We start from the raw sequence: 19366 nt of genomic DNA, 5'->3' as shown, positions 1-19366 counted from the left end.
TATATTTCAATTAAATGACTGACATATCGGTTTTTTGCGCTGGTGCGACCACATAGGAAACTTTACAATTCGAGCCTGTTAAACAAGAGGATTTCGACGTGGAAAGGTTTGATGCCGTAATTATTGGCGCCGGTGCGGCGGGAATGTTCTGTGCGGCCATGGCCGGACAGGCGGGTCGTCGTGTGCTGTTGCTGGATAATGGCAAGAAACCCGGCCGAAAGATCCTGATGTCTGGCGGGGGTCGCTGTAACTTTACTAATTTATATGTCGAACCCGCCGCGTATTTGAGTCAAAACCGTCATTTTTGCAAATCTGCTCTGGCGCGCTATACCCAGTGGGACTTTATCGATCTGGTGGGTAAACACGGCATTGCGTGGCACGAAAAGACGCTCGGTCAGCTGTTCTGCGATGACTCCGCGCAGCAGATTGTCGATATGCTGGTGGCCGAATGCGAGAAGGGCGGTGTGACCACACGCCTGCGTACCGAGGTGCTGAGCGTCTCGCGTGACGACAGCGGCTACACGCTGGAGCTGAACGGTGACACGGTCAGCGCGGACAAACTGGTGATCGCCAGCGGTGGTCTGTCGATGCCGGGGCTGGGCGCAACGCCGTTCGGCTATAAAATCGCCGAACAGTTTGGCCTGAAAGTCCTGCCGACCCGCGCCGGTCTGGTGCCGTTCACCCTGCACAAACCGCTGCTGGAGCAGCTTCAGACCCTTTCCGGCGTGTCGGTGGCATCGACCATTACCGCCGAAGACGGCACCCTTTTCCGCGAAAACCTGCTGTTCACGCACCGTGGCCTGTCAGGCCCGGCCGTGCTGCAAATCTCCAGCTACTGGCAGCCGGGGGAATTTGTGACGGTGAATTTAGTCCCGGACTGCGATCTGGCGGCGTTCCTCGATGAACAAAGGGCCGCGCATCCGAATCAAAGCCTGAAAAACACGCTGGCGATGCAGCTGCCGAAGCGTCTGATTGAGTGCCTGCAACTGCTGGGACAGATCCCGGACGTCACCCTCAAGCAGCTCAACGTGCGCGATCAGCAGGCGCTGGTCGAGACGCTGACCCACTGGCGCGTTCAGCCAAACGGCACCGAAGGCTATCGCACGGCGGAAGTGACGCTTGGCGGCGTGGACACGGATGAACTCTCGTCCCGTACGATGGAGGCCCGTAACGTCCCTGGGCTCTATTTTATTGGTGAAGTGATGGACGTGACGGGCTGGCTGGGCGGATATAACTTCCAGTGGGCCTGGGCGAGCGCCTGGGCCTGTGCGCAGGCGCTGGCGGAATAAGCGGCACTGAAAAAGCCCGAAGCCATTCGGGCTGATATCGTGAGAATACGGACTTTCCCGCTACTCTTCCTGCAATTAGCAGGTATCCTTAGGGATCTGTTGTTGGTCGTTCATTTTTCGATTTCGCGGATCTCACCACACTATGCAAAAAATGTTAAGAATGCCGCTGCTACTGGCATTGTTGTCGTGTCTGATACTGACGCCCTTTTTCTCTCATGCAGATGACGCGCCAACGCAAACCGAGGCGGAGCAGCCTGTAAAGGTCAACGTCAGCACGGCGCTGCCTGCGCTGCAAAAACGCCTGGATACCCTCAAGCAGCAGGTCTCTGCGGTCAAAACCGACAAGAAATTCACCGCCCTGAATGACGATGCCCTTAAGCTTGCCGAAGACGCGAACAAACTGGCCGTTATCCTTGCGCCGCAGCTGACGCAGATTCAGGCGCAGCTCGACGTACTCGGCCCGGCGCCCGCTCCGGGCACCGTTACCGAAACGGCGCAGGTGGTTGGCCAGCGTAAGCAGCTCAATAACAGTAAAACGCTGCTAACGACGCAGATTGAACAGATCAAAGCCATCGCCGTTAACGCCCAGAATCTCTCCAGCCAAATCTACGGGCTGCGCCGTGATGCGCTGAAAACGCAGATTGCCCTGAATACCGGCAGCATTTTGGGTGAGAAATTCTGGTCGCCTTTGATTTCCCCTAACGAGAAAGACACGCAGCGGTTTGACGAATTCGGCTCGCAGATCGGCGATGCCTGGGATCAGGCCTGGAGCGAAGACTGGTATATCGGTTCCGGCTTCTATCTGCTGTTAGCGCTGGTGATCGGCCTGTTCGGGCGCAAGGCGCTGGACAAACCGATGAACTGGATCTTGCCGCGCTGGCTGCCGCAGGGACGTTTTCGCCGCAGCTTCCTGGCCTGTTTCACGACGCTGAGCACCACGGTGACGCTCGGCATCAGCATGCAACTGCTGTGCTATATCTTCACACGTTTGCCAGACACGTCCCGTCTGGTGCTGGATTTTGCCGATCAGTTAGTTGAGCTGACCTATTTCTCGGCGGTGATTGCCGGGCTGGGTATCGCGCTGCTGTCGAACAGCCATCCGTCGTGGCGTCTGCCGGGTATCGCCGACTCGCTGGCGAAAACGCTCGCCTCGTTCCCGATCCTGCTGGCGGCGTTTATCTTTATCTTCGGCATTATCGAGCAGCTCAACGGGCTGGTCGGGTCGAGCATTGATGCAACGCTGTTTGGCAACGGCTTGTCAGCGCTGCTGGTGGCGCTCAACTGCCTGATCGCCCCCATCCGCGTTAACCGTATGCGCCGTAAAATGCGCGCCGAAGGCGAGCAAACCGAGGCGCGCTCGACGATGGCGGGGCTGATCCATCTGGTGATCAGCCTGACGGCGTTTGTCATTCTGATTGCTCTGCTGATTGGCTACATCCCGCTGGCGCGATTTGTTACCTTCGAACTGCTGTGGATTGGCCTGGTGGTCAGCTGCCTGTACCTGCTGATTCATTTCGTGGTGGATTTGTGCGAGGCGGTGTTCTCGCCCACGACCCACAGCGGCAAGATTTTACAAAGCACCCTCAGCCTCAATGAGCGCCATCTGTCGCTGGCCTCCACGCTGTTTTCTGCGCTGGGTAAAACCACGCTGCTGCTGATGGCCGTGGTGGCGCTGCTGAACGGCACCTTTGGCACCACCACGCCGCTCGAATTAGTCAGCAAAATCGCGGATATCTGGGGCGGTAAGGGCCTCGAGAGTATGAATATTATCCCGGCGCACGCGGTGAATGCCGTGGTGTGCCTGGTGGTCGGGTGGTATATCCTTCGCTCCTCGCGCCGCTGGCTGGATCACGATTTCCTGCCGAAAACCACGATGGACAGAGGGCTTCGCGCCTCGCTGGTGACGCTCTTTACCAACGTCGGCTACGTGCTCCTCATTATGCTCACCCTGTCGATGCTCGGCATTGAGTGGAACCGTCTGGCGTGGATCGTCAGCGCCCTGTCGGTCGGTATCGGTTTTGGCCTGCAGGAGATTGTGAAGAACTTTATCTCCGGTCTGATTCTGCTGACGGAACGTCCGGTAAAAGTGGGGGATCTGGTGAGTATCAGCGGCGTCGAAGGGGATATTCGCCGCATCAACGTTCGTGCGACAGAGATTCAGCTCGGCGATAAATCAACGGTGATCGTGCCGAACTCGCAGCTGATTTCCCAGAACGTGCGTAACGCTACCATGGGCAATGCGCAGGGCGTGGCGACCATCACGCTGACCTTCCCGCTGGATATCGATCCGGAGCAGGTGCGTAATTTGCTGCTGGATGCCTATACCCTGCATGAGTCGATTCTGGAAGCGCCTGCGCCGTCGGTCAGTTTCAAGGAGCTGGGGCCGAACGGGATTGTGCTCAGCGTGACCGGGTATGTAAACAGCCCGCGTATGGTCAGCTCCACGCGCAGCGATTTGCTGTATGAGATCCTCAAAATGCTGCGTGCGGCGGGCATTAGTCTGAGCCAGACTCAAACGATGGTGCTGGAGCAGCCGCATAAAATCACGCCAGTGGAAGAGGCGTAAACTCTCGTTTATCCCGTCGCAGCCTGACGGTGATAAACTTCTTCAGGGCTGGCAACGGCCCACTTTTCATCTTGTCTGTTTTTGAATTCTGCATGGTGTGTGTTTTGTTCTTAAAAAGGGTTTTGTAATGACATCTGCTCATCTCGGTTTCCCGACGGAAACCGTTGTTGTATTCGTGGTGATGGCGGTGGGGGCGATGTTTATCGATCTCTTCATGCATCGTCACGACAAACCGGTCTCGCTGAAAAGCGCTGTGATGTGGTCCATTTTCTGGCTCATGTTAGCGATGGCGTTTGCCGGGTTCCTGTACGTTCACCACGGCGCCGAAATGGCGAGCCTGTTCCTCACGGGTTATGCGCTGGAAGAGGTGCTGTCCGTCGATAACCTGTTCGTGATGATGGCGATTTTTGCCTGGTTTGGCGTACCGGATAAATACCGTCACCGCGTGCTCTACTGGGGCGTGCTTGGGGCGATTGTCTTCCGTGGGATTTTCGTGGCGATCGGCACCAGCCTGTTGAGCCTTGGGCCGTACGTCGAAGTGATTTTTGCGCTGGTGGTAGGCTGGACCGCGCTGATGATGCTCCGTCGTAACGAAGAGAGCGACGAGGTCGAGGACTATTCTCACCATCTGGCTTATCGGCTGGTGAAACGCTTTTATCCGGTCTGGCCGAAGATCAGCAGCAACGCGTTTCTGCTGACCCAGAAAGAGGTGGACGCCGAGCTGGAAAAACCGGAAAACCAGGATGTGATGGTAGGCCGCGTGAAGAAAGCCAAGCGCTACGCCACGCCGCTGCTGCTGTGTGTGGCGGTGGTGGAGCTGTCGGACGTGATGTTTGCCTTCGACTCCGTGCCCGCGATTATCGCCGTCAGCCGTGAACCGCTGATTATTTACAGCGCCATGATGTTTGCGATCCTCGGCCTGCGTACGCTCTATTTCGTGCTGGAAGCGATGAAGCAGTATCTGGTCCATCTGGAGAAATCGGTGGTACTGCTGCTGTTCTTCGTGGCGTTCAAGCTGGGGCTAAATGCGACCGACCACTTCTGGCATCACGGCTATAACATCACCGCGAACATGAGCCTGTTTGTGGTGTTGGGCGTGCTGGCGTTAGGGATCATTGCCAGCGTGGTGTTCCCCGGGAAACGAGCGGCCTGACGCCCTTATCCCGGCTCTCTCCACAGTGAGAGGGGACAAAAACTAAAACGGCAACCCAGGGTTGCCGTTTTGCATTTATTTAATAGGCGAATGACGTCGCGCTCTTGGCGGATGGAAATGCCGCCAGTGCGGGTCCTGCGCTGCGGCCAGCAGTTCATGATCGCCACGCGTATCGCCCCAGGCGCGCAGGTGGTAATCGTTAAGATTGCCGTAAACCCGCTCCAGCCGCGCCACTTTCTGCGCGCAGCGACAGTTATGCCCGGTGATGCGGCCGGTCAGTTTCCCGTCCACCACTTCCAGCTGCGTACCAATCAGTTTAATGCCGAGCTTATCGGCCCACGGCTGCAATACCAGCGCCGGAGAGGCTGAACAGATCGTCACTTCCGCGCCGGAGTTGACCTCCGCCGCCACGGCCATCACGCCTGCCGGGCGCATCAGCTTGCTCCAGTATTTCTCGCAAAACAGCTCGGCCTGCTGGCGCAGCCAGTGCTCGTCCACGCCCGTCAGGAACGTCCTCACCAGCACCTCTTTCAGCTCGTCGCGCGTCAGTTTGCGGCGTACGCAGTTGATGGTGGGCAACGCCATACGCACCAGACGCCCGGCAAAGTAGCGTTTACCAAAGGCAAAGCGCAGAAAGGGGATAAAGCTGTCGTGATGCGTCAGCGTTCCGTCAAAGTCGAAAACGGAAAGCACGCTGGATTTTGCCACTGCCTCATCGGCAATCATATTGGTCATAAATAGGTCTTTGCTGAAATACACATTCTGCACATTAGTTTACCTGCTTTACCTTCACAGTCCCGCAATCACGTACTTTTTTTTCACAAAGTTGCGACCCGGCGGCAAAGTCCGTTTTTGGACCTCGCTGTGATTGGATGAAAAGTGAGCTGCCTATATTATCGCCACCTCGAAAGCTGATTCGAGGGAATATTGCCCCCTCACGCGTAAGGAAGAATTCACTCACTTCTTAGAACCTTTATGATGTTTAGACTGCTAATTTCAACCCTGCTGTTAAGTGTTGCTTCGTTTTCCGCAATGAGTTTTGAACTGCCTGCCTCGATGCTATCGCAACAACATGAGCTGTCGTTTTCACCGGCAAAAACGTCGCTTGAGCATCAGGATACTGACCTGCTGCGTGGCCGTATGTTGACGCAATACCAAAAATGGAAAGGGACGCGCTACCTCTGGGGTGGGTCTACGCATCACGGCGTTGACTGCTCGGCGCTGATGCAACATCTGTTTAGCGATGCCGCTGACCTCTCGCTGCCGCGTACCACAGGCGAACAGATCAACCGTGGCGTGCAGGTGGCGGAATATCGCCTCAAAGCCGGGGATCTGATTTTCTTCCAGACGGGGCCACACCGCCGTCACGTCGGTGTATATATCGGCGATCAGCAATTTATCCATGCCTCAACCAGCGAGGGGGTAACGGTCTCAACGCTGGCGAATCGCTACTGGCAGACGCACTTTATTACCGCCCGCCGGGTGACGGGCAGTGATGCTTAAATAATATCGTCCACGACGCCGCCATCCACGCGCAGTGCAGCGCCGGAGGTGGCGGACGCCTGAGTGGAACAGACATAAACCACCATATTGGCGACCTCTTCCACAGTCGATGCGCGCTGAATCACCGACGTTGGGCGATTGGCCATGACAAACTCTTTCGCCAGCTGCTCAAGCGGTTTGCCGGTTTTCTCCATTTCATCTTTCATCATCGCCGCAAACCCATCCGACATCGTCGGCCCCGGCAGGACGCTGTTCACGGTCACGCCGCTACCCGCCACGAATTTCGCCAGGCCGCGCGCCAGCGACAGCTGCGCGGTCTTCGTCACGCCGTAGTGGATCATATCCGCAGGAATGTTGCAGGCCGATTCGGACGAGATAAACACCACCCGACCCCAGCCTTTTTGCACCATGCCCGGCAGCAGGGCGCGCGACAGACGCACGCCGGACATCACGTTAGTCTGCCAGTAGCGATTCCAGGTGTCATCGTCGGTGGCGTAAAAATCTTCCGGCCCGTAAACCCCGGCGTTGTTCACCAGGATATCGACGTTCGACGCCACCTTCAGCACCGATTCCACGCCTTCAGATGTGCTGAGATCGGCGATTGTCGCCCGCACCTGCACGCCAGGCACCGCCTGCTGAAGCTGCTGAATACCGTTATTGACCGATTCCGCGCTGCGCCCGTTAATGATCACTTCGGCACCGCTTTCCGCCAGTCCGCGAGCGATGGCAAGCCCAATCCCGCCCGTTGAAGCGGTGACCAGTGCGACTTTCCCCGTCAGATCGATTTTCATGGTCTGTTCCTTATGATGATAAAAGTTCAGACCATAAAGCGTAGCAGTTCAGAGAGAAGGGGGATTTCAAACACGCGCAGTTTTGGCCGTTAATATTAAATAGAAGCGACAATGCGCTGCAAAGAAAAGTTCCCCAGAATTTATCCTTTTAATTAAAGAAAACGCCCTTTTTCGCTTTGGTTAAGCATTCGTTTACTATTTCTCTTCGTCGCGTACTGAAATATATCTTTAACATGTCGTGAGCAGGTTCACATAATTAATCCTCAATGACATGTCGTGTAACGTTATGTTATTGAAGTTATTTTATGTGATCTCTGCGCTTGTAATCCGTTTTTTATTATTCCTCTCTTAATTTTTTCCTAATAAAAGAACGTTACTTTGGGGTTAGTTGAGGCTTTGTTGACATTAATGAAGTTCCGACTGGATTTTATTTCAACTTTATTTAAAAAACATCCCGCACTATTTCGGTGAGTTGCCTGTAAAGACAGTCAGTTGATGATGCCTTTAATACCGCAAGGAAATTAATAATGAGTGATTTTCTGCCTTTTTCACGCCCGTCGATGGGTGCGGAAGAAATAGCAGCCCTGCAGGATGTTCTGGCGTCGGGCTGGATCACCACCGGGCCAAAAAACCAGGCGCTGGAAGAGGTATTTTGCACCCTGACAGGAAACCGTCATGCGATTGCCGTTAGCTCAGCCACGGGCGGAATGCACGTCACGCTGATGGCGCTGGGTATTGGTCCCGGCGATGAAGTGATCACCCCGTCCATGACCTGGGTGTCGACGCTGAATATGATCGTGCTGTTGGGCGCCACGCCCGTGATGATCGACGTCGATCGCGATAACCTGATGGTCACGCCAGATGCGATCGAAGCAGCCATCACGCCGCGCACCAAAGCCATTATCCCGGTGCATTATGCCGGCGCCCCGGCGGACATTGACGCCATCCACACCCTTGGCGAGCGCTACGGGATTCCGGTGATCGAAGATGCCGCCCACGCCGCCGGAACTTACTACAAAGGCCATCACGTCGGCTGGCAGGGGACGGCGATCTTCTCCTTCCACGCCATCAAAAATATGACCTGCGCAGAAGGCGGGTTAGTGGTGACGGATGACGAACAGCTGGCGCAGCGCATTCGCAGCCTCAAATTCCACGGTCTTGGCGTCGATGCGTTCGACCGTCAGACGCTTGGCCGCGCGCCGCAGGCGGAAGTGATCTCTCCGGGGTTTAAATACAACCTCGCGGATATCAACGCCGCGCTGGCCCTGGTGCAGCTCGGTAAACTGGGCAATGCCAACCACCGTCGCGCGGAGATCGCCAGCCGCTATTTGCTGGAACTTGCCTACACGCCGTTTATGCCTCTGAGCGTACCCGCCTGGCCGCATCTGCACGCCTGGCATCTGTTCATCATTCGCGTGGACGAAGCCCAATGTGGCATTACCCGCGACGCGCTGATGGAAGCCCTGAAAGCTCAGGGCATCGGCACTGGTCTCCATTTTCGCGCCGCCCACACGCAAAAATACTACCGCGAGCGCTTCCCGGATGTGTCCTTACCGAACACTGAATGGAACAGCGCGCGCATCTGTTCACTCCCTCTTTTCCCGGATATGACTCATGACGACACAACCCGCGTCATTGCCGCGCTCCATCAGCTTGCAGGACATGGACATATTTAGCACACCGCCTGTAAAAAAAGTCTCGGTGGTGATCCCGGTTTATAACGAGCAGGAGAGTCTGCCGGAGCTGATTCGCCGGACCACAGCCGCCTGCGACACCCTGGGCAAGGAGTATGAAATCCTGCTGGTCGATGACGGCAGCAGCGACGACTCCGCGATGATGCTCACCGACGCCGCGCAGGCTGACGGCAGCCCTATCGTCGCGGTGCTACTGAACCGCAACTACGGGCAACATTCGGCGATCATGGCCGGTTTCAGCCATGTGACGGGCGATCTGATCATCACCCTCGACGCCGATCTGCAGAACCCACCGGAGGAGATCCCGCGTCTGGTGGCGACCGCTGACGAAGGTTATGACGTGGTCGGGACTGTGCGCCAGAACCGCCAGGACAGCGTATTCCGCAAGCTGGCCTCACGCACCATCAACCGCCTGATCCAGCGCACCACGGGCAAAGCGATGGGCGATTACGGCTGCATGCTTCGCGCCTACCGTCGCCACATTGTCGATGCAATGCTGCACTGCCACGAGCGCAGCACGTTCATTCCGATTCTCGCTAATACCTTTGCGCGCAAAGCCACGGAGATCCCGGTGCTGCACGCCGAGCGCGAGCACGGGGAATCCAAATACAGCTTTATGCGCCTGATCAATCTGATGTACGACCTGATCACCTGCCTGACCACCACGCCGCTGCGTCTGCTCAGCGTCTTCGGCAGCATCATTGCGCTGATGGGCTTTGCGCTCTCCGTTCTGCTGGTTGTGCTGCGTCTGGCCTATGGGCCGCAGTGGGCCGCGGAAGGGGTCTTTATGCTCTTCGCCGTACTGTTCATGTTTATCGGCGCGCAGTTTGTCGGCATGGGGTTACTCGGTGAGTACATCGGCCGAATCTATAACGATGTGCGCGCACGTCCGCGCTACTTTATTCAACGTGTTGTTCGTCAGGAACACACCTCCTCTCAGGAAGGAAATCACCCATGAAAGCCGTTGTTTTTGCCTATCACGATATGGGATGTACGGGGACATTAGCCCTTCTGGAAGCGGGTTATGACATCGCCGCGATTTTCACTCACCCGGATACCGCAGGCGAGAACCACTTCTTTAGCTCTGTGGCACGTATCGCCGCCGAACGCGAAATCCCGGTGTATGCTCCCGATGACGTAAACCATCCGCTGTGGGTGGACCGTATTCAGAAGCTCGCGCCTGATGTGATTTTCTCTTTCTACTACCGCAACCTGCTGTGCGATGAGATCCTCAGCGCCGCGACCGTCGGGGCATACAATCTGCACGGTTCCCTGCTGCCAAAATATCGCGGTCGTGCGCCGCTGAACTGGGTGCTGGTGAACGGCGAAACGGAAACGGGCGTGACGCTGCACCGCATGGTGAAGCGCGCGGATGCCGGGGCGATTGCCGCCCAGCAGCGCGTGAGCATTGAAGCGGATGACACGGCGCTGACCCTGCATCATAAACTCTGTAGGGCGGCACAGACGCTGTTGAATGATGCACTGCCTGCGCTGCGTCAGGGCATTCTCAAAGAGACCGAACAGAATCACAGTGAAGCCACCTGTTATGGCCGTCGTACCCCGGAAGACGGGCGTCTCGACTGGACCAGACCGGCAGCACAGCTGCACAACCTGGTGCGCGCGGTGACTGACCCGTGGCCGGGTGCCGTGGCTTATGTGGGGGCGAGTAAATTTATCGTCTGGAAATCCCGCGTGCGCGCGGACATTCCGGCGGCCAGACCGGGGACGGTCATTTCGGCTTCCCCGCTGATTATCGCCTGCGGTGAACAGGCGCTGGAGATTGTCACCGGCCAGACGGAAAACGGCGTATATATGCCGGGCACACAGCTGGCGCAGTCCTTAGGGCTGGTGAATGGCGCACTGGTGACCAGCGCGCCGTATGTTGCCGTGAAGCGTCGTACCCGCGTGCTGATCCTCGGCGTGAACGGTTTTATCGGTAACCATCTGACCGAACGTCTGCTGAAAGACGACAACTACGAAATCTATGGTCTCGATATTGGCTCGGATGCGATCAGTCGTTTCCTCGACTGCCCGCGCTTCCATTTCGTGGAAGGGGATATCAGCATTCACTCCGAGTGGATCGAATACCACATCAAGAAATGCGACGTGGTACTGCCGCTGGTGGCCATCGCTACGCCAATCGAATATACCCGTAATCCGCTGCGTGTCTTTGAACTCGATTTTGAAGAGAACCTGAAGATCATCCGCGACTGCGTGAAGTACAACAAGCGCATCATCTTCCCGTCCACCTCGGAGGTGTACGGCATGTGCACCGATAGCGTGTTCGACGAAGATACCTCGAACCTGGTGGTGGGGCCGATCAACAAACAGCGCTGGATTTACTCCGTCTCAAAACAGCTGCTGGACCGTGTGATCTGGGCCTATGGCGAAAAAGAGAATCTGCGCTTCACCCTGTTCCGTCCGTTTAACTGGATGGGGCCGCGCCTTGATAACCTGAACGCGGCGCGCATTGGCAGCTCTCGCGCCATCACCCAGCTGATCCTCAATCTGGTGGAAGGTTCGCCGATTAAGCTGATCGAAGGTGGCAAACAGAAACGTTGCTTCACCGATATCAGCGATGGCATCGAAGCGCTGTTCCGCATCATCGAGAACAAAGACGGACTCTGCGATGGGGAAATTATCAATATTGGCAACCCGGAGAACGAAGCGAGCATCCGCGAACTGGCCGAAATGCTGCTTGCAAGCTTCGAACGCCACCCGCTGCGCGACCGCTTCCCGCCGTTCGCCGGTTTCAGCGAAGTGGAAAGCAGCAGCTATTATGGCAAAGGGTATCAGGACGTTGAGCACCGCAAGCCGAGCATCCGCAATGCGAAACGCTGCCTGAACTGGACCCCGACGGTGGATATGGTTCAGACCATTGATGAAACCCTCGATTTCTTCCTGCGCACCGTGGAGCTGTCGGAACAGGCATCATGAAAAAAGTCGGTTTACGCATTGATGTCGATACCTTTCGTGGCACCCGCGACGGTGTGCCACGACTGCTGGAACTGCTGAGCGAGCACCAGGTGCGCGCCAGCTTTTTCTTCAGCGTCGGGCCTGACAACATGGGGCGTCATCTGTGGCGCCTGTTTAAACCGACCTTTCTGATGAAAATGCTGCGTTCACGCGCTGCTTCCCTCTACGGCTGGGATATCCTGCTGGCGGGCACCGCCTGGCCTGGCAAGCGCATTGGTGCGGGTAACGAAGAGGTGATCCGCGCCGCTGCCCTGAGCCATGAGGTGGGGTTACACGCCTGGGATCATCACGCCTGGCAGGCCTGGAGTGGCGTGTGGAAAATTCCCCGTCTGACCCGCGAAGTGGAGCGTGGTCTGATGGAGCTGGAAGCGATCCTCGGCCAGCCGGTTCACTGCTCTGCGGTGGCGGGCTGGCGCGCAGATCAGCGCGTGGTGCGTGCCAAAGAGCCGTTTTCATTTCGCTATAACAGCGACTGCCGGGGCAGTGGGCCGTTTTTACCGCAGCTCGGCGAGACCCGGCTCGGCACCGTGCAAATCCCGGTGACACTTCCGACCTGGGATGAAGTGGTCGGACGGGAAGTCACGGCGGAGAATTTTAACCGCTATATTCTCGACTGCATCCATCGCGATACCGGCACGCCGGTCTATACCATTCACGCCGAAGTGGAAGGGATTGCGTATCAGCAGGATTTCGCCGCGCTGCTGGAACTGGCCGCCCAGGAAGGCATTCAGTTTTGCCCGTTAAGCGAGATGTTACCCGACGATCTCAGCACCTTGCCCGTCGGGAAAATCGTCCGTGATGAATTGGCTGGCCGCGAAGGCTGGCTTGGTTATCAACAAACCGTGAGCCCAGCGCCATGAAATCTGCGCGTTTTAGTGGCGCTCTTTTCGTTCTGTTTGCGCTTTACTATCTGCTGCCCGTCGATATTCGTCTGCTCTGGCAGCCGGATGAGACGCGCTATGCGGAGATCAGCCGTGAAATGCTGGCCACTGGAAACTGGGTGGTGCCGCATTTCCTTGGGCTGCGTTATTTTGAAAAACCGATTGCCGGGTACTGGATCAACAGTCTCGGTCAGATGCTGTTTGGCGACTCGAACTTTGCCGTGCGCGCCGGGGCGATCTTCTCTACCGGGCTGACCGCGCTTCTGGTTATCTGGCTGGCCTGGCGGATCTGGCGTGATAAACGCGTGGCGCTGACATCGGGCGTGATCTTCCTGACTCTGCTGCTGGTCTACGGCGTAGGCTCGTACGCGGTGCTGGACCCGATGATCACCCTTTGGCTGGTCGCCGCGATGTGCAGCTTCTGGATGGCGGCGCAGGCGAATACCCGCGCAGGCAAAATCGGCGGTTACCTGCTCCTAGGGCTGGCCTGCGGCATGGGGGTGATGACCAAAGGTTTTCTGGCGCTGGCGGTGCCGGTTGTCGCCGTGCTGCCGTGGGTCATCGTGCAGAAACGCTGGAAAGAGGTGCTGTTGTACGGTTGGCTGGCGGTTCTGAGCTGCGTAGCGATCGTCCTGCCGTGGGCGCTGGCGATTGCCCATCGCGAGCCGGATTTCTGGCGCTACTTTTTCTGGGTCGAGCATGTCCAGCGTTTCGCCAGCAGCGACGCCCAACATAAAGCCCCGTTCTGGTACTACCTGCCGTTCCTGATGGCCGGGAGTTTACCGTGGCTGGCGCTGTTGCCTGGCGCATTGCGCCTCGGCTGGCGTGATGTGAAAGAGGCGCGCGGTGGGTTCTACTTGTTAGGCTGGGTGGTGATGCCGCTGCTGTTTTTCAGTATCGCGAAAGGCAAACTGCCGACCTACATTCTGCCGTGCTTCGCGCCGCTGGCGATGCTGATGGCGCGCTATGCCTGGTCGCTTGTCGGAAATGGGGTCAAGGTCCTGCGCGTCAACGCGATCATCAATCTGGCGTTTGGCGTGCTGGGCGTCGTCGCGGCGCTGATCGTTTCGCCGTGGGGACCGACCAGACATCCGGTCTGGACTTCCGTCGAGCTGTACAAAGTCTTCTGCGCGGTAGTGGCGTTTCTGGTCTGGGCGCTGGTCGGTTTGTGGACGCTACGCCGGGCGCAGCAGCGCTGGTGGCTGGCGGCGCTCTGTCCGCTGGGGCTGGGACTGTTGCTCGGGTTTGTGGTGCCGAATCGGGTGGTGGACTCCAAACAGCCGCAGTCGCTGGTGGAGACCGTGCGACAACCGTTAACGGAGAGCCGCTTTGTGCTGGCGAACAACGTCGGCATTGCCTCCGGGCTGGCGTGGGACCTGAAACGCAGCGATATCATCATGTTTGGTCAGAGTGGCGAGCTGAAATACGGCCTGGATTATCCTGACGTGCAAGGACGCTACGTAGGCAAAGATGATTTCCGTCGCTGGCTGGCGGAACATCGCGCGCAGGGGAAAATTTCGCTGGTGATTCTGCTGTCGAAAAACGATGACCTCGCGCGCGCCGATCTGCCGAAACCGGACAGTCTCTATATTCAGGGACGTCTGGCTTACCTGCAGTATCTCCCGCAATGACGGTCTGGATCTGGCTGGGACTGGCAAGCCTGCTGAGCTGCGCGGGCCAACTCTGCCAGAAACAGGCCACGCGCCCGGCAAAAGACGGCGGGCGAGGGAGGCATATCGTCTTCTGGCTCGGCCTGGCGCTGCTGGCGCTGGGCGTCGGCATGGTGCTGTGGCTGATGGTGCTCCAGCGTTTGCCGGTAGGGATTGCCTACCCAATGCTGAGCCTGAATTTTGTCTGGGTGACGCTGGCAGCGAAAGCGTTCTGGCGCGAGAAGATCGCATTCCATCACTGGCTGGGCGTGGGGCTGATCATGGCCGGCATTGTGCTGCTGGGAGGTAGCCTGTGAAGGGGGCATTCTGGGCGCTGTGCAGCGTCGTGCTGGTGAGCGGGGCGCAACTCCTGCTGCGCTCGGCGATGATGGCTTTGCCGCCGGTCGCTGAGCCGATCGCATTGCTTGCGGCATTGCAGCACTTTGCCCCCGGCAGCGGCATGTTGCTGCTGGGCTTAAGCGGTTATGTTGCGTCGATGGGCTGTTGGTATCTGGCGCTGCACCGCATGGCGCTGAGCAAGGCCTATGCGCTGCTCAGTCTGAGCTACATTCTGGTGTGGATTGCCGCTATCGTGCTACCCGGCTGGAATGACACGTTCTCCTGGACCGGGCTGGCGGGTGTTGGGCTGATTATCGCAGGGGTGTTGGTTATTTTTCGGCCAGCAGTGCAAAAGGCGAAATAGATTCAGGTGTCAGCGTAAAAGGCGTTGGCGTACAGACCGCCAGACTCAGGGACCCAAACTGAAGCTGACTCACGGAGTGCGGCTGCTTTGCCGCGCTGTCGATGCTGACGATTTGCCAGGCGCTGCCGCCGCGTTGTTTAACGATCGCTTCTTTGCGCGTCCAGATGCGCCAGAATGCCTGCAGTTTTTCCTCGGGCGTTTCGCGCTCCAGCTCATGATGTTCGGCCACGCTGAACACGGCGTTGGCCAGCGCCTGCCAGTTATCACGCGGGCGAATCACTTCGATATCGCACCCCACTTCGCCTTCATCGCTCAGCAGCAGGGCAATATCATCGCCGCTGTGGCTCAGGTTAAACCACAGGGGACGATCGCCCACAAACGCCGGTTTTCCCTGTTCGCCAAAGACGATTTCTGGCAACGGGGCGGGCGACAACGCGCGGGTGAGCAGCGTCCGGCCCGCTAACCAGCGGGCACGTCGGGCACCTTCGGGCGCCCTGTCTGCCAGCGCTGATGCATAGGGATCAGCGTTAAGAGTGGAAATTTTTCCCAGTACAAACTGGTACATAGTCACGCCCAGCGTTTGATGATGATCGAAGTATTGATGCCGCCAAATGCGAAGTTATTGCTTTGCAGATATTCACAATCAATCCGGCGGGCTTCCCCCATAATATAATCTAAAGCACCGCATTGCTCATCCGGTTGTCTTAAATTGAGGGTCGGTGCGAACCAGCCTTCGCGCATCATTTGCAGGCTCATCCACGCCTCCAGCGCGCCGCAGGCGCCGAGCGTATGACCGAAATAGCTCTTTAACGACGAAATCGGCACGTTATCGCCATAGATCGCCGCCGTCGCCAGGCTTTCAGCCATATCACCGCGATCCGTCGCCGTACCGTGGGCGGAGATGTACCCCATATCCATCGCGCTCAGTCCCGCCATTTTCAGCGACTTTTCCATGCAAATTTGCATGGTTTCACGCTGCGGCTGGGTGATGTGGGCGGCGTCGCAGTTGGTGGCGAAGCCGACGATCTCCCCGTAAATGGTCGCGCCGCGTGCTTTGGCGTGCTCCAGCTCTTCCAGAATCAGCGTGCCTGCGCCTTCGCCAATCACCAGACCGTCACGCTGTTTATCGAAGGGTGACGGGGTGGTTTTCGGCGCGTCGTTGCGCTGGCTGGTGGCAAACAGGGTATCAAACACCGCCGCTTCTGACGGGCAAAGCTCTTCCGCGCCCCCCGCGACCATCACCGTCTGATAACCGTGGCGAATGGCTTCCCACGCATAGCCAATCGCCTGGCTGCCGGAAGTGCAGGCGCTGGAGGTCGGAATCACGCGCCCGCGCAGGCCGAAGAACAGACCGGTGTTGACCGCCGTGGTGTGCGGCATCATCTGCACATAGGTCGTGCCGGTGATGTTGTTGGTATGCTTTTCCGTCAGCATGGTGGCGAATTCGCTTACCGGGCCGGTACTGCCGGTGGACGAGCCGTAGGCGATTCCGGTCTCGCCGTTAGTCAGTACCGCTTCGCCAATCAGCCCGGCCTGCTCCAGCGCTTTTTCGGTGGCGCGCGTCGACAACAGCGACACACGCCCCATCGCGCGGATGCGTTTGCGGGTGTAGTGCTCCGGCAGGGTGAAATCATCAATCGGTGCGCCAAGCAGGGTGTGTAGCCCGTCATAGACCTGCCACTCGGGCATTTTGCGCACCGCATTTTCACCGGCAAGAAGTCCCGCCGAAACCGACTGCCAGTCCTCTCCAAAGGCGGTGACGCCGCCCATGCCTGTAATGACCACGCGACGTGTCATAGCATTCCTCCGTTAATGGAAATGACCTGGCGGGTCACATAGCCCGCAATATCTGACATCAGGTAACTGGCCAGGCCAGCCACTTCGTCAGCCTGCCCCATACGTTTCATTGGGATAATGGACATCGCCTCTTTCAGGGCGGTCTCTTCCATTTCGATCATTCCGGTGTCAATCAACCCTGGTGCAATACAGTTGACGGTGATTTTGCGCTTCGCCAGCTCAATCGCCAGCGCTTTGGTGGCGCCGATGATTCCGGCTTTTGCCGCGCTGTAGTTCACCTGTCCACGGTTACCCATCACGCCTGATACGGAGGAGAGCGTGATTATCCGCCCGCCTTTGCGCAGGCCAATCATCGGCATGATGCACGGGTGAATGACGTTGTAAAAACTGTCGAGATTGGTGTGGATCACGCTGTCCCAGTCATCCTCGCTGAGGGCCGGGAACGCGCCGTCGCGGGTGATACCGGCGTTACTGACCACGCCATACCACGCGCCGTGGGTCTCGATCTCCTGCTCCAGCACCTCGCGGCACTGCTCGCGATTGCCGACGTCAAAAGAGAGTAAACGGCCCTGGCCGCCTGCCTGCTGGATAGACTCCAGCGTCTGCTGCGCGCCCTCGGCGTCGCGGTGATAATGCACGCCCACGATAAACCCGTCAGCGGCGAGTTGTCGGGCGATAGCGCGTCCGATGCCTTTGCTGGCTCCGGTGACCAGAACGGAACGATTCATGTGGATGATTCCTGATTAAAAAGCGAAGTTAACTCTTCCGCGCTCGGCTGGAAGGTATTGACGCGGCCTGTTGCCAGCGTGGTGCCGTCTGCGGCAATGGTGCATTCGAAGCTGCCAAAACGTTCGTCCTGCATCAGCAGCTTCACGCTGATTGTCAGCGCGGAACCCGCCGGGAAGCGCCCTTCGGCGCACACCAGCTCACGCGCGCCCAGCACCATACCCAGTGCGATACTGCTTTGCCCCTGATGGTGGCGATGCCAGCCGGACCAGACGCCGACGGTCTGCGCCATCAGCTCAAGGGCATACCAGCCGGGCAGATCCCCATCGACAGTGAGAAAGGGTGCCAGCACGCTCTGAGGGCTGACACGCACGCCACACGCGGCGCTCTCGTCCGTGACGTTTTCCACCGTTTCCAGCAGCAGCATCGGTGCATCGTGGGGCAAATACTCCACGGGTGATAAATAACTCATGACACTCTACCCAGCAAAATGCTCGCATTGTTGCCGCCAAACGCGAACGAATTAGACAAAATCACCGGTTTTTCCAGCGCGACGGGCTGATGCAGCACGCCGCAGGGCGGCAGGCTCGGATCGGGTGCATAGCGGGTAAAATCCTGCGCCGGCAGCGGCAGATCGCGGGTCAGGAGCAGCCAGCTGAGTGCGGCTTCCGTAATCCCCGCCGCGCCCAGCGTGTGGCCGGTCAAATGTTTGGTTGAACTGCACGGAACCGCCTCGCCGAAGAGGTCATGTACCACCTGCGACTCAATCTGGTCGTTCAGCGGCGTCGCCGTGCCGTGCAGGTTGATGTAGCCAATCTCATGCGGCTTCAGGCCCGCTTCGTTAAGCGCCTGGGTGATGGCGCGAATCGCCCCTTCGCCCTGCGGATGTGGCGCGGAAATGTGGTAAGCATCGCTTGATTCGCCGGTGCCCAGCAGCGCGACAGGCTGCGGTTCACGGGTCAGAATCATCAGCGCTGCGCCTTCGCCGATGGTGATCCCGCGACGGTCGCGGCCAAACGGCTCGCACAACGTGGTGGAGAGGGATTCGAGGCTGTGGAATCCGTTGACCGGCATCCGGCTCAGCGTATCCGCACCACCGACGATGGCGATATCCGCCAGCCCCGCGTCAATCAGACGGCGGCCGCTGATGATTGCGCGCGCGCTTGAGGAACAGGCTGTAGAGAGCGTAAACGCCGGGCCTTCGAGCTTCAGCCAGTTGGCGAGAAAGCGCGACGGATCGCCCAGCTCCTGCTGCGGGTACTGCCAGCGCATGCTCGCTTCGCCGTTCAGGGACAGACGCACGTGCTCATCGCCCTCATCCAGCCCCGAGGTGCTGGTGCCGAGTACCACGGCCACGCGGTCGTGGCCGAAACGGGCAATCGCCTCGTCAATGGCGGGCTGGATCTGCGTCAGGGCAGCCAGCAGCAGCTGATTGTTGCGCGTGCGGTGAGCGGCGGCGTGGTCCGGAATCGGCGGCAGTTCGCCCTCGACGCCGCCGAGCACGATCTCCTCACCGCCCTGAAGCCAGCCTGTGCGGCTGTGCATGCCCGGTGCGACGCCACGCGCCAGGTTTTCGGCGATCTCGTTGGCCGAATTACCCAGCGCATTCACCATGCCCACGGCAGAAATATAGATCAT

18 protein-coding genes are annotated in these 19366 nt (G+C 58.2%); 11 read left to right on the top strand and 7 right to left on the bottom strand.

Going from position 1 to position 19366, the window contains the following annotated elements:
* The first annotated feature begins 98 nt into the window (after nucleotides 1-98).
* The 3 genes from ACB496_RS21110 (at nucleotide 99) to ACB496_RS21100 (ending at nucleotide 5008) form a co-directional block, all read left to right on the top strand.
* Nucleotides 99-1289 carry an NAD(P)/FAD-dependent oxidoreductase gene (locus ACB496_RS21110; protein ID WP_107702669.1) on the top strand — a complete coding sequence of 397 codons (1191 nt, stop codon included), beginning with the start codon at nucleotides 99-101 and terminating at the stop codon, nucleotides 1287-1289.
* A gap of 142 nt (nucleotides 1290-1431) precedes the next feature.
* Nucleotides 1432-3855, top strand: coding sequence for a DUF3772 domain-containing protein (locus ACB496_RS21105; RefSeq protein ID WP_371973656.1), 2424 nt, complete (start codon nucleotides 1432-1434; stop codon nucleotides 3853-3855).
* Between the two features lie 127 nt (nucleotides 3856-3982).
* Nucleotides 3983-5008 (top strand): TerC/Alx family metal homeostasis membrane protein, encoded by a 1026-nt coding sequence (locus ACB496_RS21100; RefSeq protein ID WP_100778514.1) that lies wholly within the window; start codon nucleotides 3983-3985, stop codon nucleotides 5006-5008.
* A 75-nt stretch (nucleotides 5009-5083) separates the two neighbouring features.
* On the opposite strand, the gene ACB496_RS21095 is transcribed toward ACB496_RS21100, so the two are convergent.
* Nucleotides 5084-5743, bottom strand: coding sequence for an HAD family hydrolase (locus ACB496_RS21095; protein ID WP_100780795.1), 660 nt, complete (start codon nucleotides 5741-5743; stop codon nucleotides 5084-5086).
* 240 nt (nucleotides 5744-5983) lie between these two features.
* Here ACB496_RS21095 and ACB496_RS21090 point away from each other — a divergent pair, with 240 nt between their 5' ends.
* Nucleotides 5984-6511, top strand: a complete 528-nt coding sequence (locus ACB496_RS21090; RefSeq protein WP_371973653.1) for a C40 family peptidase — start codon at nucleotides 5984-5986, stop codon at nucleotides 6509-6511.
* Here ACB496_RS21090 and ACB496_RS21085 read toward each other — a convergent pair.
* Nucleotides 6508-7302, bottom strand: coding sequence for an SDR family NAD(P)-dependent oxidoreductase (locus tag ACB496_RS21085; protein ID WP_100778516.1), 795 nt, complete (start codon nucleotides 7300-7302; stop codon nucleotides 6508-6510). The two genes, ACB496_RS21090 and ACB496_RS21085, sit on opposite strands and share 4 nt — an antisense overlap.
* Before the next feature lie 527 nt (nucleotides 7303-7829).
* On the opposite strand from ACB496_RS21085, the gene arnB reads away from it, so the two are divergent.
* The 7 genes from arnB to arnF are packed head-to-tail and all read left to right on the top strand — an operon-like array spanning nucleotide 7830 to nucleotide 15205.
* Nucleotides 7830-8978, top strand: a complete 1149-nt coding sequence (arnB, locus tag ACB496_RS21080; RefSeq protein WP_371973651.1) for a UDP-4-amino-4-deoxy-L-arabinose aminotransferase — start codon at nucleotides 7830-7832, stop codon at nucleotides 8976-8978.
* Complete coding sequence (gene arnC, locus ACB496_RS21075) at nucleotides 8971-9954, top strand: undecaprenyl-phosphate 4-deoxy-4-formamido-L-arabinose transferase (protein WP_100778518.1); 984 nt, start codon at nucleotides 8971-8973, stop codon at nucleotides 9952-9954. The genes arnB and arnC overlap by 8 nt, the downstream gene beginning before the upstream one ends.
* Nucleotides 9951-11933: a bifunctional UDP-4-amino-4-deoxy-L-arabinose formyltransferase/UDP-glucuronic acid oxidase ArnA gene (gene arnA / locus ACB496_RS21070; RefSeq protein ID WP_107702672.1), complete on the top strand. Its 1983-nt coding sequence runs from the start codon at nucleotides 9951-9953 to the stop codon at nucleotides 11931-11933. Before arnC ends, arnA begins: the two co-directional genes overlap by 4 nt.
* Complete coding sequence (gene arnD, locus ACB496_RS21065) at nucleotides 11930-12832, top strand: 4-deoxy-4-formamido-L-arabinose-phosphoundecaprenol deformylase (RefSeq protein WP_371973649.1); 903 nt, start codon at nucleotides 11930-11932, stop codon at nucleotides 12830-12832. Before arnA ends, arnD begins: the two co-directional genes overlap by 4 nt.
* Nucleotides 12829-14484, top strand: coding sequence for a lipid IV(A) 4-amino-4-deoxy-L-arabinosyltransferase (gene arnT, locus ACB496_RS21060; protein ID WP_371973647.1), 1656 nt, complete (start codon nucleotides 12829-12831; stop codon nucleotides 14482-14484). The genes arnD and arnT overlap by 4 nt, the downstream gene beginning before the upstream one ends.
* A complete protein-coding gene (gene arnE, locus ACB496_RS21055; protein ID WP_107702675.1) occupies nucleotides 14481-14819 on the top strand; it encodes a 4-amino-4-deoxy-L-arabinose-phosphoundecaprenol flippase subunit ArnE in 339 nt (112 codons plus the stop codon). Before arnT ends, arnE begins: the two co-directional genes overlap by 4 nt.
* Nucleotides 14816-15205: a 4-amino-4-deoxy-L-arabinose-phosphoundecaprenol flippase subunit ArnF gene (gene arnF / locus ACB496_RS21050; RefSeq protein ID WP_371973645.1), complete on the top strand. Its 390-nt coding sequence runs from the start codon at nucleotides 14816-14818 to the stop codon at nucleotides 15203-15205. Before arnE ends, arnF begins: the two co-directional genes overlap by 4 nt.
* Here arnF and acpT read toward each other — a convergent pair.
* Genes acpT through ACB496_RS21025 form a run of 5 tightly spaced genes read right to left on the bottom strand, consistent with a single transcriptional unit; the run spans nucleotide 15171 to nucleotide 19366 of the window.
* Entirely contained in the window at nucleotides 15171-15770 is a 600-nt protein-coding gene (acpT, locus tag ACB496_RS21045) for a 4'-phosphopantetheinyl transferase AcpT (protein ID WP_371973643.1), read from the bottom strand. The two genes, arnF and acpT, sit on opposite strands and share 35 nt — an antisense overlap.
* Nucleotides 15771-15772: 2 nt before the next feature.
* Complete coding sequence (locus ACB496_RS21040) at nucleotides 15773-17002, bottom strand: beta-ketoacyl-ACP synthase (RefSeq protein WP_100778525.1); 1230 nt, start codon at nucleotides 17000-17002, stop codon at nucleotides 15773-15775.
* Nucleotides 16999-17730 (bottom strand): 3-ketoacyl-ACP reductase FabG2, encoded by a 732-nt coding sequence (locus tag ACB496_RS21035; protein ID WP_102105293.1) that lies wholly within the window; start codon nucleotides 17728-17730, stop codon nucleotides 16999-17001. The genes ACB496_RS21040 and ACB496_RS21035 overlap by 4 nt, the downstream gene beginning before the upstream one ends.
* Complete coding sequence (locus ACB496_RS21030; protein WP_371973640.1) at nucleotides 17727-18200, bottom strand: 3-hydroxy-fatty acyl-ACP dehydratase; 474 nt, start codon at nucleotides 18198-18200, stop codon at nucleotides 17727-17729. Before ACB496_RS21030 ends, ACB496_RS21035 begins: the two co-directional genes overlap by 4 nt.
* Nucleotides 18197-19366, bottom strand: a complete 1170-nt coding sequence (locus ACB496_RS21025) for a beta-ketoacyl-[acyl-carrier-protein] synthase family protein (RefSeq protein WP_371973638.1) — start codon at nucleotides 19364-19366, stop codon at nucleotides 18197-18199. The genes ACB496_RS21030 and ACB496_RS21025 overlap by 4 nt, the downstream gene beginning before the upstream one ends.

Origin of the sequence: Lelliottia nimipressuralis, assembly GCF_041464075.1 — a bacterium.
GTDB lineage: Bacteria > Pseudomonadota > Gammaproteobacteria > Enterobacterales > Enterobacteriaceae > Enterobacter > Enterobacter nimipressuralis.
The sequence above is the reverse complement of the archived record's forward strand: the minus strand, read 5'-3'. Positions and strand labels throughout refer to the sequence as shown.

Excerpts from the sequence above, each read along its gene's own strand:
- ACB496_RS21105 (WP_371973656.1), top strand. The coding sequence starts at position 1,432 with ATGCAAAAAATGTTAAGAATGCCGCTGCTACTGGCATTGTTGTCGTGT.
- ACB496_RS21100 (WP_100778514.1), top strand. The coding sequence starts at position 3,983 with ATGACATCTGCTCATCTCGGTTTCCCGACGGAAACCGTTGTTGTATTC.
- ACB496_RS21095 (WP_100780795.1), bottom strand. The coding sequence starts at position 5,743 with ATGACCAATATGATTGCCGATGAGGCAGTGGCAAAATCCAGCGTGCTT.
- ACB496_RS21090 (WP_371973653.1), top strand. The coding sequence starts at position 5,984 with ATGATGTTTAGACTGCTAATTTCAACCCTGCTGTTAAGTGTTGCTTCG.
- ACB496_RS21085 (WP_100778516.1), bottom strand. The coding sequence starts at position 7,302 with ATGAAAATCGATCTGACGGGGAAAGTCGCACTGGTCACCGCTTCAACG.
- arnB (WP_371973651.1), top strand. The coding sequence starts at position 7,830 with ATGAGTGATTTTCTGCCTTTTTCACGCCCGTCGATGGGTGCGGAAGAA.
- arnA (WP_107702672.1), top strand. The coding sequence starts at position 9,951 with ATGAAAGCCGTTGTTTTTGCCTATCACGATATGGGATGTACGGGGACA.
- arnD (WP_371973649.1), top strand. The coding sequence starts at position 11,930 with ATGAAAAAAGTCGGTTTACGCATTGATGTCGATACCTTTCGTGGCACC.
- arnT (WP_371973647.1), top strand. The coding sequence starts at position 12,829 with ATGAAATCTGCGCGTTTTAGTGGCGCTCTTTTCGTTCTGTTTGCGCTT.
- arnE (WP_107702675.1), top strand. The coding sequence starts at position 14,481 with ATGACGGTCTGGATCTGGCTGGGACTGGCAAGCCTGCTGAGCTGCGCG.
- acpT (WP_371973643.1), bottom strand. The coding sequence starts at position 15,770 with ATGTACCAGTTTGTACTGGGAAAAATTTCCACTCTTAACGCTGATCCC.
- ACB496_RS21040 (WP_100778525.1), bottom strand. The coding sequence starts at position 17,002 with ATGACACGTCGCGTGGTCATTACAGGCATGGGCGGCGTCACCGCCTTT.
- ACB496_RS21035 (WP_102105293.1), bottom strand. The coding sequence starts at position 17,730 with ATGAATCGTTCCGTTCTGGTCACCGGAGCCAGCAAAGGCATCGGACGC.
- ACB496_RS21030 (WP_371973640.1), bottom strand. The coding sequence starts at position 18,200 with ATGAGTTATTTATCACCCGTGGAGTATTTGCCCCACGATGCACCGATG.
- ACB496_RS21025 (WP_371973638.1), bottom strand. The coding sequence starts at position 19,366 with ATGATCTATATTTCTGCCGTGGGCATGGTGAATGCGCTGGGTAATTCG.